We start from the raw sequence: 14191 nt of genomic DNA on the forward strand, positions 1-14191 counted from the left end.
GATCAGTCGACGAGCAGGGCGAGCCACGACTCGGTCAGCACCGAGTGGGTCTCGTCGCGGTCGACGTCCCAACCGTGCCGCATCCACCGCCGGGAGGCGAACTCCAGCTGCCCGAAGGCGAGAGTGCCGCGCACCCGGCGCGACGACGGCGCGAACCGGTCAGCTCGGTCGAGTCCCCGGTGGATGTCGCCGATCGCGCTCTCGAACCAGACGTCGATCGCTTCCTGGATCTCCGCGTCCTGGGCCGCCGCCTCGTGCGCAGCGGTGACGTAGGGCTTGATCGCCGGCCACTGGTCGATCTTCTTGCCCAGCCAGGCGTGGATCTGCTCGCGGTCCCCGGACTCGACGACGGCCGACAGCCGCGGGTCGTCCACGGCGATCAGCAGGTGGTCGACAGCGGTGATGAGCTCCCTCATCAGCGCCGGCTTGGAGCCGAAGTGCTGGTAGAAGGTCTGCCGCGTCGTCCCTGCCGCGGCGGCGATGTCGTCGATGGTCGTGGCCGCGTAGCCCTTGGCCTCGAACAGGGCCAGCCCTTCCCCGAGCAGCAGCTCACGGGTCAGGCGCTTCTGGGCTTGGCGAAGACTCACGGGCCAACCTTAGGCAGAGCGCAGCCGCCCCGCCGCGATCGGTGACTGTCGTCGCGGGCCGCCGTCGACGGCACGGGACTCAGCCCCCCGCTGCCGGCGTGGCCGACCGGAGCCGCTTGCGGATGTGTCCCGAGAAGATCGACTCGACGACGTCGTCCGGCGTGAACGCACCGGTCAGCTCGGAGACCGGGCGGCCCTCGCGGAACAGGAGGACCCGGTCGCAGAGCAGGGTCAGCTCGGTCTCGTCGGTCCCGGCCACGAGCACGGCGCAGCCGGCGGCCGCGGCCTGCCGGACGGCGGCGGTGATCGTCTGCCGGGCCCCCACGTCGACCGCCTGGGTCGGCTCGTGCAGCACCAGCAGCCGCGGGCCCGTGGCCAGCCACTTGGCGAGCAGCACCTTCTGCTGGTTGCCGCCGCTCAGCTTGCCGACCAGCTGTGCCGGGTCCGGCGGTCGCACGTCGAGCCGGTGGACCCAGTCGTCGACGACGGCTGACTCCGCCTTCCCGTCGACGGGCAGGACGGCCGCGCGCGAGCTGCGGCGGGGGAGCAGCACGTTGTCCGCGACCGAGAGCTCCAGGGCCAGCCCGGCGTGCTCGCGCCCCTCCGGCACGAGCACCACGCCGGAGGCGATCGCCGTCCGGACGTCCCACCGCGTCAGGTCCTGCTGGACGTCGCCGAACTGCAGCGTGCCGCCGCGGACCGGTCGGGCGCCGGTCAGCAGGTAGGGCAGTTCGTCGTGGCCGGACCCGGCCAGCCCGGTGACGCCCACGACCTCGCCGGGACGCAGGTCGAGGTCGACGTCGGTGACCAGGTGCCCACGGAGTCCGCGGACGGCGACGGCGTCGCCCTGCACGGCCGGCTCGACGGCGTGGGTCGCCGACTCGAGCGAGCGCCCCATCACCGCGCGCACCAGGTCGTTCTCGGTGAGGTCGGCGGTGCGCAGCCCCGACTCCACGACGACGCCGTCGCGCAGCACGGTGACGCGGTCGGTCGCCTCGAGCACCTCTTCCATGTGGTGGCTGATCAGCAGCGCCGACGTCCCGGTCGACACGATCCCCTCGAGCATGTCGTAGAAGTGCTCGAGGCTGGCCCGGCTCAGCGACCGGGTCGACTCGTCGAAGATGACGATCCCGCGCCCGGGCTCGGCGTCCTGCAGCGCGCGGGCGATGGCGACCGTGGCGCGGTCCTCCTCGGAGAGGTCGGCCACGCGCGCGTCGAGCGGAACCGGGTGGCCGAGCCGTTCCAGCACGGCCGCGGCCTCCCGGCGCTCGCCCGCCCACCGGATGGCCCGGGTGAGCCGGTTCGCGCGGAACCGGCCCACCCGGAGGTTCTCCACCACGGTGAGGTCCCCGACCAGGCCGAGGCTCTGGTGCACCACGGCGAGGCCCCGGGCCGAGGCCTCCCGGGGGCGGACGGGGAGCCGCAGCGGCTCCCCGTCCACCAGGACCCGGCCACCGGGATCGGGCGCGTGGTACCCGGTCAGGACCTTGGCCAGCGTCGACTTGCCTGACCCGTTCTGCCCGATCAGACCGTGGATCTCACCGGGGGCGACATCCAGGTGCACCGACTGCAGCGCCCGGTAGCGGCCGAACGTCTTCGAGACGTCGTCCACCCGGAGCCGGGAACCGGTCGGACCGTGCCCGGAGGACGCGGGTGCTGGTGCGTCGGTCACGGCGAGGCTCAACCCCGGCCCCAGAGCGCGGCGAACTCGTCGGCGAACTCCGTCTGGCCGTACCAGGAGCCCGACGCCTGACCCTCGTCGCTCAGGTCCAGGTCGTCGACGTTGTCCTGGGTGAACAGCCGGAAGGAGTAGTCGTACTCGGGGATCTCCTGGCCGGCCACCAGCCGGAACAGTGCGTCTGCGGTCGCCCAGCCCTGGAAGGCGAAGTTCTGGCCGGCGTCGGCGTGCAGCTGGCCGCCGTCGGCGAGCATCTGCAGACCGCTCAGCGTGGCCGCGCTGGACACGATCTTGATCTGCGTCGCGTTCGGGGTCTGCTGCACGCCACCGAGGGTGGGCTGCACGAAGTGCTCGAACTCGGCCAGCACGTAGCGGGTGTCGGGGTTGGCCAGGATCGCCGAGCTCGTCGACGACGGGATCAGCGGGAAGTTCGAGGCAGACACCTCGTTGACCACGACGGTGCAGTCCGGGCAGCGCTCGTCGATCTGCTGCTCGGCGGCCTCGGCCCAGGCGATGGTCGAGGGATTGTCGGTCACCTTCTGCAGCACGATGGTGGCCTCGCCGTCGGAGTCGGCGACGATCCAGTCGGCGACGCTGGTGATCATCTCCGTCGCCGGGCCCTGCACGTAGGCCAGCGAGTCATCGGCCGGGAACGCGGGGTCGGGGATCTGGTTGGCGATGAGCACCGGGATGCCCGCGGCCCGCGCGCCGTCGAGGGCGTTGGCGGCCATGCCGTACGGCACGTTGTCGGTGATGATCGCCGCCGCCGACGCGCCGACCGCCTGGTCGATGCAGCCGGAGATCTGCGAGGGGTTCGACCCGCCGTCGCAGATCTGGAGGTCGGCGCCGACGGTCCCGAGCGCCTCGCCGATCTTCTCGCCGTAGACCTGGAAGACGCTGATCTGGGCGGTGATGGGGACGTAGTAGACCGTCTTGCCTTCCCAGCCGGAGACGTCGACGGGCTCGCTGGGGACCTCGAACGAGTCCTGGGCCTGGCTGGCCGCCTCGACGTCTGCGACCACCTCGGCGAGGGGGCCGTCGGCGGCGGCGCCACCGTCGGACCCGCTGCCGGATTCGGTCGTACCGGAGGAGCAGGCCGCGAGGAGGCTCACGGCGAGGACCGCCGCGCCGGTGGAGCCATACCGACGGATGCGCATGGGGGAATCACCTTTCGACATGGGCGGCAGGGCCCAGGGGAGGGGAAGTGCGGGGTGTGGCGGAGGGTCAGCCCGCGCGGCGGTGGAAGAGCGAGGAGACGGTGACGGCGACGACGAGCACGCCGCCGTAGAAGACGCTCGTGACCCAGCCCGTGTAGCCGAGCAGGTTGAGGCCGAGGATCCCGGTGGCCAGGAAGTAGACGGCGATCAGCGTGCCGAGCGGGTTGAACCGGCCCGGCTGCAGCACGGCGGTGCCCAGAAAGGTCGCGGCGAAGGTCGGCAACAGGTAGCTCTGCGACGTCGTCGGGTCGAAGCCACCCACCGCGGCGGCGGCCAGGACCCCGCCGAGGCCGCAGACCAGGCCGGCGGTGACGAATGCCCCGAACCGGATCCGGTCGACGCGGACGCCGGCCAGCCGGCTGACCTCGCGGTTGGCCCCGACGAAGCGCATGTTGCGTCCCAGCGGCGTGAACGCCAGCACGTAGGCGAACACCAGCATGAGGACCAGGCCCCAGTAGAAGCCCAGCGGCAGGCCGGCGACGCGGTACAGCGAGACCTCGCCGAACTCCCGCGGCAGCCCGCTCTTCGCGGTCAGGTTCGTGAGCCACAGGGCGACACCGAGCAGCAGCGTGCCCATGCCGAGGGTGACGACGATCGTGTTCACGCCGACGCGGACGACCAGGAACCCGTTGACGGCGCCGACGACGCCCCCGGCCACGATCGCGGCCAGGGAGGCGGACCAGATGTTCCAGCCGTGGTCGACCACCAGGACCGGCAGCAGCGTGGCCGAGAGCCCGAGCACCGACGCGACGGACAGGTCGACGAATTCGCCGACGCAGATGGTGCACAGCAGGGCGGCGGTGAGGAACACCAGGGCCAGCTGGCTGCCGAAGATCGTCTGGAAGGTGCCGGTGGTGAGGAACGTGTCCGGCTCCAGGATCCCGTAGACGGCGATGAGCGCCAGCCACACGCCGATGACCGCGAAGCGGGCGGCGAACAGCCCGGCGGACGAGCGGCGCGGGGCCGCCGCCGGGGCCTCGGGGGCTGCGGGCGCGTCGGTGGCGGGAGCGGTCACGGCGCGTCGCCACCGGTGAGGGGAGCGGGGTCACTGGGGGACTGGGCAGGTCGTGCGGGCACGGCGGCCTCCTGCGGCACGGCGTTGTGGCGGAGCTAACAGTCAGGACAGGCTGACAGTCAATTAGACACGGTGTCAAGACTCAGGTCGCCATGTCGTCTCCGGCCGGAGCGGCGGACGGCGGCCGCCGTCGACGCGCCCCGCCTTTTGGTTGACACTGTGTAAAGCGAGGTGACATGGTGCACAACGAGCTCGTGACCGTAGGCACACCGCCCCGGCACGGCCAGAGGTCCGAACAGGCGCGCTCACACCGGCGGCCTCAGCGGACCGACCACCGCAGTGCCCGACAGCGACGTCCGACTCCCCGAGGTGGCCCCGTGTCCGTCCCGTCCTCCGACATCGACCTCTTCTCCGACGAGGTCCTGCTCGACCCGTACCCGTATTACGCGCAGCTCCGCGAGCTCGGCGCGGTCGTGCACCTGCCGGCCAACGACGTCTATGCGCTCACCCGCTACGACGTCATCCGGGACGCCCTGGGCGACTGGGAGACCTTCTCCTCGGCCCACGGCGTCGGCTTCAACCCCATGGTCAACGAGGCACTGCAAGGCACCTCGCTCGCCTCTGACCCGCCGCAGCACACGGCCCTGCGGGCAGCGCTGACCGAGAACCTCTCGCCGCGCGCCCTGCGCGGTCTCAAGGGGCAGATCGACGCCAAGGCCGACACGCTCGTCGCGGACCTCGTCGAGTCCGGCTCCTTCGACGCGATCGACTCGATCGCGCGCGCTTTCCCCCTGGAGATCGTCGCCGACCTCATCGGGTTCACCGGTGAGGTGCGCAGCCACATGCTCGACTGGGGCAAGGCGGCCAACCAGGTGATCGGTCCGCTGAACAAGCGGACCGCCGAGAGCTTTCCGATCGCCGGGGAGCTCTATGCCTGGTGCTCGACCGTCACCAAGAGCGACCTGGCCGAGGGCTCGATCGGCCGCGGCATCTTCGAGGCCGAGGAGCGCGGTGCGATCCCGCCGGGCTCGGCCGGGCCGATCATCCACCAGTACCTGGCGGCCGGTGTGGAGAACACCGTCAGCGCGATCGGCAACATCATCGCCCTGTTCGCCGCGCATCCCGAGCAGCTGACGCTCGTCCGCGAGGACTTCTCGCTCGTCCCGGCCGCCTTCAACGAGGTGCTCCGCTTCTGGGCACCGATCAACGTCTGGGGCCGGGAGGCGACGAAGGATGTCGAGCTCGAGGGCGTCACGATCCCTGCGGGTGCTCGCGTGGCCGTCTGCCTCGGCGCCGGGAACCGTGACCCGCGGCACTACGAGAACCCCGACGAGTTCCTGGTCGAGCGCAACCCCGTCGACCACCTCTCCCTCGGGTACGGCATCCACGGCTGCGCCGGCCAGGGGCTGGCCCGGCTGGAGGCGCACGCCGTGATCGACGCGCTGGCCCGTCGCGTGAAGCGCCTCGTGGTCGGCGCGGAGGTGCGGGTCCCGCACAACGCGACCCGGAGCATCGACTCGCTCCCTGTCCTGGAAGTCGTGCCGGCATGAGGATCGTGGCCGACCGCGACCGGTGCGAGGGCCACGGCCTGTGCGCCGACGTCGCACCGGAGGTCTACGAGCTCGACGACGAGGCGATCGTCGTGCTGCTGCACGAGACGGTGCCGCCGGAGCTGGAGCGCAAGGCGGAGGCCGGCGCCCGGGTGTGCCCCGTCGCCGCGCTCCGCGTCGAGCAGAGCACGGGAGCCTGATCGTGCGGGACGTCGTCGTCGTCGGCGGCTCCATCGCGGCGCTGACCGCGGTGGAGACGCTGCGCATGGAGGAGTTCGACGGACGGATCACCGTGCTCAGCGACGAGGACCTCCCGCCCTACACGCGGGTGCCGCTGTCGAAAGGCGTCCTCGCCGGGCGGGAGAGCGCCGACGACGTGGTCCTGGCGCCGCTGTCGGACGAGGTCGACCTGCACCTGCGCACGCCGGCCACCGGGCTGGACACCGCCAACCGCACCGTCCTGACCCCGGCCGGGCCGGTCGGCTACGACGGCCTGATCATCGCCACCGGTGCGCGCGCCCGCCGCATCGGCACGGTCAACCAGGCCGAGCGCGTGCTGCGCACCTACGACGACGGCCTGCGGCTGCGCGACCACCTCGACCGCGCAGCCTCGGTGCTGGTCGTCGGCGGCGGCTTCCTGGGAATGGAGGTCGCCTCCACGGCCCGCGCCCTGGGCAGGGACGTCACCGTCGTCGACCTGGCACCCCCGCTCGACCGGCTGCTCGGGACGGCGGTGGGCGGCCACGTCCGCACCGTCGCGGCGCAGGCCGGCGTCCGGTTCGTGCTCACGCACGGCGGCGTCCGGCTGCTGGGCACGCCGTTCCCGACCGCGGTCGAGACCGCCGACGGGCAGCGGCTGGAGGCCGACCTGATCGTCTCCGCGGTCGGCGACGTGCCCAACGTCGAGTGGCTGGCCGGCTCCGGCCTGCCGGTCGCCGGCGGGGTGCTCGTCGACGAGCGCTGCCGGGTCAGCCCGCACGTGGTCGCCGCCGGTGACGTCGCGGTCTTCGCCACCGGCGACGGCGCCCTGGCCCGCATCCCCAATTGGACCAACGCCGTCGAGCAGGCGCGCGCCGCGGCGAAGACGCTGCTGCACGGGGACGACGCCCCGGTCTACACGCCGTCCCGCTACGCGTGGACCGAGCAGTTCGGCCTCGACGTGAAGATGGTCGGCTCGGCGGACCCGCAGGGCGAGCCGGCCGTGCTCGACGGCTCGCTCGACGCCGGCTCGGCCCTCCTGGCCTGGCCCGACGCCGGTGCGCCCCGGACCGTCGTCGCGGTCAACCACCCCACCCCGCCCGCCAAGCTCAAGCGGCTGCTCGCCAAGGCTCCCGCACCCACCACCACAGGAGCCGCCGCATGAGCGCCACCGTGAACACCGTCCTCGGGCCCGTACCCGCCGACTCGCTCGGCGTCGTCGCGGTCCACGAGGCCCTCCTCTCGGTCGTCCCCGGAGCGGAGCACGGCTACGACATCTCGATGGACCGGGCCGAAATCTTCGAGGTGCTGGCCGGCAAGCTCACCGCCTTCAAGCAGGCCGGCGGCGGCACCGTCGTCGACAGCACCGGCATGTTCCACGGCCGGGACGTCACGCTGCTCGAGAACCTCTCCCGGTCGACCGGCGTGCACGTCGTCGCCTCGACCGGCATGGGCCCCGAGGACAACCTCGGCGGCTACTTCCTCACCCCGCAGACCAACCCGCCCACGCCCTGGCCCGCGGAGAAGTTCGCCGACCTCTTCGGCCGCGAGGTCTCCGAGGGCATGGTGGTCCCGCGGGTCGAGCGCCGCGGCGCCGCCGGCCTGGTCGCCACCACCGGCACCCGCGGCGGGCTCACCCCCACCGACGAGAGCCTGTTCCGCGGCGCGGCCCGCGCGGCGCTCGCCACCGGCGTACCGGTCTCGATCCGCTACGGAGCCGACGCCGTCGCCGAGCTGCAGCTGGTCCTCGCCGAGGGGCTGGCCGCGGACCGCGTCGTCGTCGGCGACCTCGACCGGGCCGAGGCCGTCGCCGCCGGCTGGCCCGCCGTCGTCGCCGAACGCGGCGCCTACGTCGCGATCGACCACGTCGGCCTGAACGACTCCGACGAGCACCTCCGGGACGCCGGGCGGGCCGAACTGGTCGCCGGGCTCGTCGCGGCCGGGCACGCGGGCCGCGTCCTGCTGTCGGGCAACGCGGTCGGCGTCGCCAAGGGCCACGCCCCCTACGAGCTGCCCTACGCGCACGCGCTCACCGCGTTCGCCCCGCTGCTCGCCGCGCGCGGCGTCGCCGACGCCGACATCCAGCAGATCCTGGTCGCGAACCCGCGCGACCTCCTCGCGGTGCGCTGAGCGCCGGACCTGGAGAGAGAGAACATGTCCCGCGTCAACACCGTCCTGGGCCCCATCGCGGCCGAGGAGCTCGGCCTGGTCGCCGTCCACGAGCACATCGGCTACGGCATGCCCGGCTCGGAGCTCGACACCCAGTGGTGGAAGACCCCCGAGCAGCGCTACGAGGAGACCGTCCCCACGCTGCGCCGGTTCGCCGAGTACAGCCGGCAGTACGGCGGCTGCACGTTCGTCGACGCCACCGGCATCTGCAACGGCCGCGACGTCGACTACTACCGGTCGCTGTCGGCCAAGACCGGCGTGCACATCGTCGCGGCCACCGGCTTCGTCGGCGGCGACACCGCCCTGCGCTTCTTCGCCGAGGCCAGCGTCGACTACCTGATGCGCCAGTTCGTCCACGAGATCACCGTGGGCATCGGCACCACCGGCGGCAAGGCCGGGATCATCAAGGTCGGGGTCAGCCGCGGCTTCCGGATGAAGGAGCTGGACCTCCGCATCTACCGGGCCGCCGCCCGCGCCGCGCTGCTCACCGGCGTCCCGATCTTCACCCACCTCGCCGTCGACGTGGAGCCGGCACTCGCCGTCTTCGCCGAGGAGGGCCTGCCGCTGGACCGGGTGCTCTTCGGGCACGCCGACGACGGGGTCAGTCAGGGCAAGGTCAACGAGACGGCGATCCTCGGCGGCGGTGGCCGGATCGGCTTCGACACCTTCGGCTACGACCTGGAGCTGCCCGACCCGCCGTTCTGGGGCCGGCATCGCCGCGAGCGCCTGGAGCACTTCCTCCGGCTCATCGGCGAGGGCCACATCGACCAGGTGCTCGCCTCGGCCGACGCCAACTGCAGCCCGCTGGGCTGGCCCGGCGTCAAGGGCCACACCGTCAACTACATCTACGAGCAGCTCATCCCCGACCTGCGGCAGGAGGGGATCGACGACGCCACCATCCACCGGATCTTCGTCACCAACCCCGCCGACTTCCTGACCCTCACGACGAACTGAGAGAAGCACAGCCATGGACATCACGAACCTGAAGATCGCCGTCGTGGGTGCGGGGTACGGCGGCGCCGCCGTCGCCAAGGGCCTGAGCCTGCAGGGTGCCGACGTCACCGTGTACGAGCAGGCGAACGAGATCCACGAGGTCGGTGCCGGCATCGGCCTGCGCCCGTCGACCATGGACCTGTTCCGCCGGTGGGGCATCTTCGACGCGATCGCCCGCGTGAGCTCGCCCAGCGACTACTTCGAGATCCTCGCCGCCACCGGCGACCCGATCGCCAAGGACTCGTGGCCGGGCATGGACGACTACGAGGTGAAGACGCACACGCACCTCATCCACCGCGGCGACTTCATCGACGCCCTCACCGGCGTGCTGCCCGAGGGCATGATCAAGCTCGGTCACAAGCTCGAGAGCCTCGAGGACCGCGGGTCCAGCACCGTGCTGCGCTTCACCAACGGCGAGACGGTCGAGGCCGACCTCGTCATCGGCGCCGACGGCATCAAGTCCACCGTGCGCCAGCAGCTGTTCGGCGAGCACGAGCCGGTGTTCGCCGGCGAGCACGCCTACCGCGTGGTCATCCCCACCAGCGCCTGCCACGGCATGGTCGTCGACGACAACCTGCGCATGTACATCGGTCGCGGCACGAAGGTCTACCTGCTGCCGCTGCGCCACCGCGACGGGCTCTCCTTCGATGTCACCGCGCTCGACGCCGACGGCACCTGGGTGCCGCAGGTGACCAAGGAGGACCTGCTGTCCAAGGTGCAGGGCTTCGACGAGCGGATCATGGCCATCGCCCGCGACCTCGACCTGGCCACCGTGAACGTCCGTGCCGTGTACGACATCGACCCGGTCGACACCTGGCACACCGGCTCGGTGACCCTGCTGGGCGACTCGGCGCACGCGATGCTGCACCACCAGGGGCAGGGCGCGAACTCGGCCATCATGGACGCCGGCGCGCTGGTCGACGCCCTGCTCGCGGCCGATTCGGTGCCCGCGGCGCTCGCTGCGTTCCAGGCCGAGCGCAAGCCGGTCACCGACGAGCTGCAGGCCATCTCCCGCCACGGCTGGACCGACGACGAGCTCGACGACGTCTTCCCCGGTCAGAAGCCCGCGTCGCAGGGCACCCGATGACCCTGCACCCCCAGGTCGCGGCCGCGCTGGCCTCGATGCCGGCGCCGCCTCCCGGCCCGCTGGACCCGGCGGCCATGCGCGCCGGCGAGGAAGCGCACGTATCGCCGGTCGCCGAGCGGCTGCCGCTGCACGCGGTGGAGGACCGCACGGGGCCGACTCCGGCCGGCGACGTCCCGGTGCGGATCTACACGCCGGTCGAGGCCGACTCCTACGGCCTGCTCGTCTACTTCCACGGCGGCGCGTTCTTCCTCGGCAGCCTGGAGACCCACGACCACGTCGCGCGGTCGCTGGCGAAGGAGACCGGGTTCACGGTCGTCTCCGTCGGCTACCGCCGGGCCCCCGAGGACGCGTTCCCCGCCGGGCTGCAGGACTGCTACGGCGTCGTCCGGTGGGCGGCCGGTGACGATTCCGGACTCGGTTGGGACGGCGGCACCCTGGCGGTCGCCGGTGACAGCTCGGGGGGCACCTTCGTGGCCGCGGTCGCCGCGATGGCGCACGACGACGGGTTCGATGCGATCACGCACCAGGTGCTCTTCTACCCCTCCCTGGACCTGGACTTCGACGTCGACCGGTACGCCTCCCTGCGGGAGAACGCTGTCGGCTACGGCCTGGAGACCGCTGGGCTGAAGCCGTTCAACGCCTTCTACCTCGACAGCGGAGCCGACCCGGCCGACCCGCTGGTCTCGCCGATCAAGCGCGCCGACCTGTCGGGCCTGCCCCCGGCACTGGTCGTCACCGCCGAGCACGACCCGCTGCGCGACGAGGGCGAGCTCTACGGGCAGCGGCTGCGTGACGCCGGCGTGCCGGCCACCGTGTCGCGATACGACGGCGCCGGGCACGGCTTCGTGCAGCACTTCTCCTGGATCCCGGAGTTCGCCCGGGTGTTCGAGGAGACCGCCATGTTCGTGAATGAGCATGGCCTCGGCCGGGGCTGACCGCCGTGGCCGTCGACATCCACCCGTTGGTCTCGCCGTGGGGCCGGTTCGGGCTGTACAGCTTCTTCATCGATGCGCCGGAGCCGGCGATCGTCGACACCGGGGTCGCCTCGTCACCGGCCGAGGGCATGGCCCCGGCGCTCGAGGCCCTCGGCCGACGCATCGAGGACGTCCGCTGGATCTTGCTGACCCACGGTCACATCGACCACGTCGGCGGGGCACACGCGCTGTGGGAGCTCACCGGCCGGCGTGCGCAGGTCGTGATCTCCGAGGCCGACGCGCCCCTGCTGCGGTCCCGCCGGGCGCACGTGCAGAACTACCTCGACGTGCGGGCGCGGTACCTGTCCGACCCGGAGGCCGAGGCGAAGCAGACCGCGATGGCGGCCGGCGCGATCTCCGGCGAGATGGAGCCGCACATGCTCGTCCGCGGCGGGGAGACGCTGTCGCTCGGCGGCGACGTCACGGTCTCTGCGCACGCGATCCCCGGCCACACGGCCGGCTCGGTCGCCTACGTCGTCGACGGCCAGGACGACGTCTTCGTCGGTGACGCCGTCCAGGTGCACGGCGCGGCCAACGGCTTCCCCGGTTACGAGGACCCGCGGGCCTACCGGGCGAGCCTGGAGCGCCTCCGGGACGTCGTCCGCCCCCGGCGCCTGTACCTCGGGCACCCGTACCGCACGGCCGACGCCGTGCCGTACGGCGTCGAGCTCGACCGGAACCAGGCGCAGCAGGCCCTCCAGGGCAGCCTCGACATCGAGGCGCGCGTCGCCGGGGCGGCCGCGCGGGCACTGGCCGAGGGGCTGAGGCAGACCGACTCGGCGTACTCCCCCTTCGCCCGCGTCGCCGAGGAGGCCGGCTACACCGGCGACCCCACGCTCGAACCGTCCCCGTTCTTCACGACCCTGCACGGATACAAGGAGCTGCACTCCCATGGCTGACATCCGCCAGGTCCAGGCCGGCACGCAGACGATCGCCGTCCGCAAGGACCTGCGCGTCCCGATGCGTGACGGCGTGACGCTGGCCGCCGACGTCTACTCCGGCGTCGAGGACAGGCCGCGCCCGGCGCTCGTCGCGCTCAGCCCGTACGGCAAGGAGCTGCAGGCGCTGGCGCTCACCATGCCGCCCCAGCGCCGTCCCAGTCCGATGTGGGACGGCTGCATCGAGGCCGGCGACGTCGCCCGGGTCGTGCAGGAGGACTACGCCCACGTCATCGGCGACCTGCGCGGGTCCGGTGCCTCCGACGGCGAGCACGTCGGCAACTACAACGCCGGGGGAGTGCCACTCGGCCAGGACGCGTACGACGTCATCGAGTGGGTCGCCGAGCAGCCGTGGTGCGATGGCAACGTCGGCATGATCGGCATCTCCTACTTCGGGTCGATGCAGGTGCTGGCCGCCGCCGAGCGCCCGCCGTCGCTCAAGGCGATCTTCGTCAGCGGCGGCCACTTCGACTTCTACGAGACCACGTACCACGGCGGGATCATGTGGCTGATGCCGCGCGCGGCCCGCGAGGGCCGGGGCGGTGACTCCGGCTGGGCGTTCACCGACCGGATCACCTCGCGCATGCTCGAGACGTACTCCGCCGAGGAGGTGCGCAAGCGCGTCGCCGAGCGCCTGCAGGACCCCGACGTCGCCGCCTGGCCGAACCTCGTGCACGTCCTGCACTACCCGAAGCACCACGAGGCGTGGTTCGACATCGTGCTCAACGAGCTCGACGGCGAGTGGTACGAGGAGCGCAACCCGATCAACCTCGCCCGGAACATCGACATCCCGGTCTACCTGCAGATCGACCAGGGCCGCGGCTGGACCGTCGACGGGCACGTCGAGCTGTTCGAGGCCCTGACGGGGCCGAAGAAGCTGGTCATCGGCTCCTACCCGCCCATGCAGTCGCGCCCCTGGGTCGAGGAGCACGACGAGATGTTCCGCTGGTACGAGTACTGGCTCAAGGGCGTCGACAACGGGGTCATGGACGAGCCGGCCGTGAGCGTCTTCGTCGAGGGCTCGCGGGACGTGGTCACCGCCGGCCAGTGGCCCCCGAAGGACGTCGAGTACCGGTCGCTGTACCTGCGCCCCCGCGGCAAGCTCTCCCCGGAGCCGGAGCTCATGGGCCCCGAGCACGCCGCGCCGGACGGCTGGTACCAGGCGCCCCTCACCGTGACCGACAAGGTCGAGATCCTCAGCTGGAGCACCCCGCCGTTCGAGCAGCCCACCGAGCTGATCGGCACCGGTGCGGCGCACCTGTTCGCCGAGATCGACCAGCCGGACACGAACTTCATCCTGCGGCTGTGGGACGTCGCGCCGGGCGGCGGTCGCCAGCTGATCACCTCCGGCTACCTCAAGGCGTCACACCGGGAGCTGGACGAGCGGACCACCGAGGGCAACCCGCACCACCCGCACACCCGCGCGGTGCCGGTGGAGCCGGGGGTGATCGAGGAGTACGTCCTGCGGCTCTACCCGTTCGCGGCCACGTTCCGGCCGGGCCACCGCCTGGTCGTGGAGCTGTCCAACGACGAGCCGCTGGCCGACGAGCACAACGCCCTGCTGCCGCCGGACGCCTTCCACCTGCCGGTGGGCCGGCCGGTCACCCACAAGATCTACCGCGACGCCCTCCACCCCTCCCGGCTCGTGCTGCCGTTCACGACGGTCGAGGCGGTGCAGCCGCAGTAGTCCGCCGCCATCCCGGTCCCGGATCCCCGTTACCGGGCAGTTCCCCGAGGAGATGGAGACACGACATGTGTGACGTCCTTGCCCGCGTAGCGGGCGAT

Annotated in this window: 13 protein-coding genes; 9 read left to right on the forward strand and 4 right to left on the reverse strand. The window is 72.1% G+C overall.

The features are described 5' to 3' along the window. Window positions 1–2: 2 nt before the first annotated feature. From FHU33_RS11150 to FHU33_RS11165, 4 genes are all read right to left on the reverse strand, one after another. Window positions 3–587 (reverse strand): TetR/AcrR family transcriptional regulator, encoded by a 585-nt coding sequence (locus FHU33_RS11150; RefSeq protein ID WP_142025428.1) that lies wholly within the window; start codon window positions 585–587, stop codon window positions 3–5. Window positions 588–666: 79 nt separating this feature from the next. Continuing rightward, window positions 667–2259: a sugar ABC transporter ATP-binding protein gene (locus FHU33_RS11155; protein ID WP_142025429.1), complete on the reverse strand. Its 1593-nt coding sequence runs from the start codon at window positions 2257–2259 to the stop codon at window positions 667–669. Between the two features lie 8 nt (window positions 2260–2267). Then, entirely contained in the window at window positions 2268–3422 is a 1155-nt protein-coding gene (locus tag FHU33_RS11160) for a sugar ABC transporter substrate-binding protein (protein ID WP_211355077.1), read from the reverse strand. A 67-nt stretch (window positions 3423–3489) separates the two neighbouring features. Continuing rightward, a complete protein-coding gene (locus tag FHU33_RS11165) occupies window positions 3490–4497 on the reverse strand; it encodes an ABC transporter permease (protein ID WP_142025431.1) in 1008 nt (335 codons plus the stop codon). A 377-nt stretch (window positions 4498–4874) separates the two neighbouring features. On the opposite strand from FHU33_RS11165, the gene FHU33_RS11170 reads away from it, so the two are divergent. Genes FHU33_RS11170 through FHU33_RS11210 form a run of 9 tightly spaced genes read left to right on the forward strand, consistent with a single transcriptional unit; the run spans window position 4875 to window position 14093 of the window. Beyond that, window positions 4875–6047, forward strand: coding sequence for a cytochrome P450 (locus FHU33_RS11170; RefSeq protein WP_246063513.1), 1173 nt, complete (start codon window positions 4875–4877; stop codon window positions 6045–6047). Next, the gene (locus FHU33_RS11175; RefSeq protein ID WP_142025433.1) at window positions 6044–6247 is read left to right on the forward strand and encodes a ferredoxin; all 204 of its coding nucleotides are present in this window, start codon (window positions 6044–6046) and stop codon (window positions 6245–6247) included. Before FHU33_RS11170 ends, FHU33_RS11175 begins: the two co-directional genes overlap by 4 nt. Window positions 6248–6249: 2 nt before the next feature. After that, window positions 6250–7410, forward strand: a complete 1161-nt coding sequence (locus tag FHU33_RS11180) for an NAD(P)/FAD-dependent oxidoreductase (protein ID WP_142025434.1) — start codon at window positions 6250–6252, stop codon at window positions 7408–7410. Beyond that, window positions 7407–8375 carry a phosphotriesterase family protein gene (locus tag FHU33_RS11185; protein WP_142025435.1) on the forward strand — a complete coding sequence of 323 codons (969 nt, stop codon included), beginning with the start codon at window positions 7407–7409 and terminating at the stop codon, window positions 8373–8375. Before FHU33_RS11180 ends, FHU33_RS11185 begins: the two co-directional genes overlap by 4 nt. A gap of 24 nt (window positions 8376–8399) precedes the next feature. Beyond that, entirely contained in the window at window positions 8400–9368 is a 969-nt protein-coding gene (locus FHU33_RS11190) for a phosphotriesterase family protein (protein ID WP_142025436.1), read from the forward strand. A 13-nt stretch (window positions 9369–9381) separates the two neighbouring features. Continuing rightward, on the forward strand, window positions 9382–10494 hold the full coding sequence (locus FHU33_RS11195) for an FAD-dependent oxidoreductase (protein ID WP_142025437.1): 1113 nt from the start codon (window positions 9382–9384) through the stop codon (window positions 10492–10494). Beyond that, entirely contained in the window at window positions 10491–11429 is a 939-nt protein-coding gene (locus FHU33_RS11200) for an alpha/beta hydrolase (RefSeq protein ID WP_142025438.1), read from the forward strand. The genes FHU33_RS11195 and FHU33_RS11200 overlap by 4 nt, the downstream gene beginning before the upstream one ends. A 5-nt stretch (window positions 11430–11434) precedes the next feature. After that, window positions 11435–12367 carry an MBL fold metallo-hydrolase gene (locus tag FHU33_RS11205; RefSeq protein WP_170182415.1) on the forward strand — a complete coding sequence of 311 codons (933 nt, stop codon included), beginning with the start codon at window positions 11435–11437 and terminating at the stop codon, window positions 12365–12367. After that, window positions 12360–14093 (forward strand): CocE/NonD family hydrolase, encoded by a 1734-nt coding sequence (locus tag FHU33_RS11210; protein ID WP_142025440.1) that lies wholly within the window; start codon window positions 12360–12362, stop codon window positions 14091–14093. The genes FHU33_RS11205 and FHU33_RS11210 overlap by 8 nt, the downstream gene beginning before the upstream one ends. Window positions 14094–14191 lie beyond the last annotated feature (98 nt).

Source organism: Blastococcus colisei (genome assembly GCF_006717095.1).
Taxonomy (GTDB): Bacteria; Actinomycetota; Actinomycetes; order Mycobacteriales; family Geodermatophilaceae; genus Blastococcus_B; species Blastococcus_B colisei.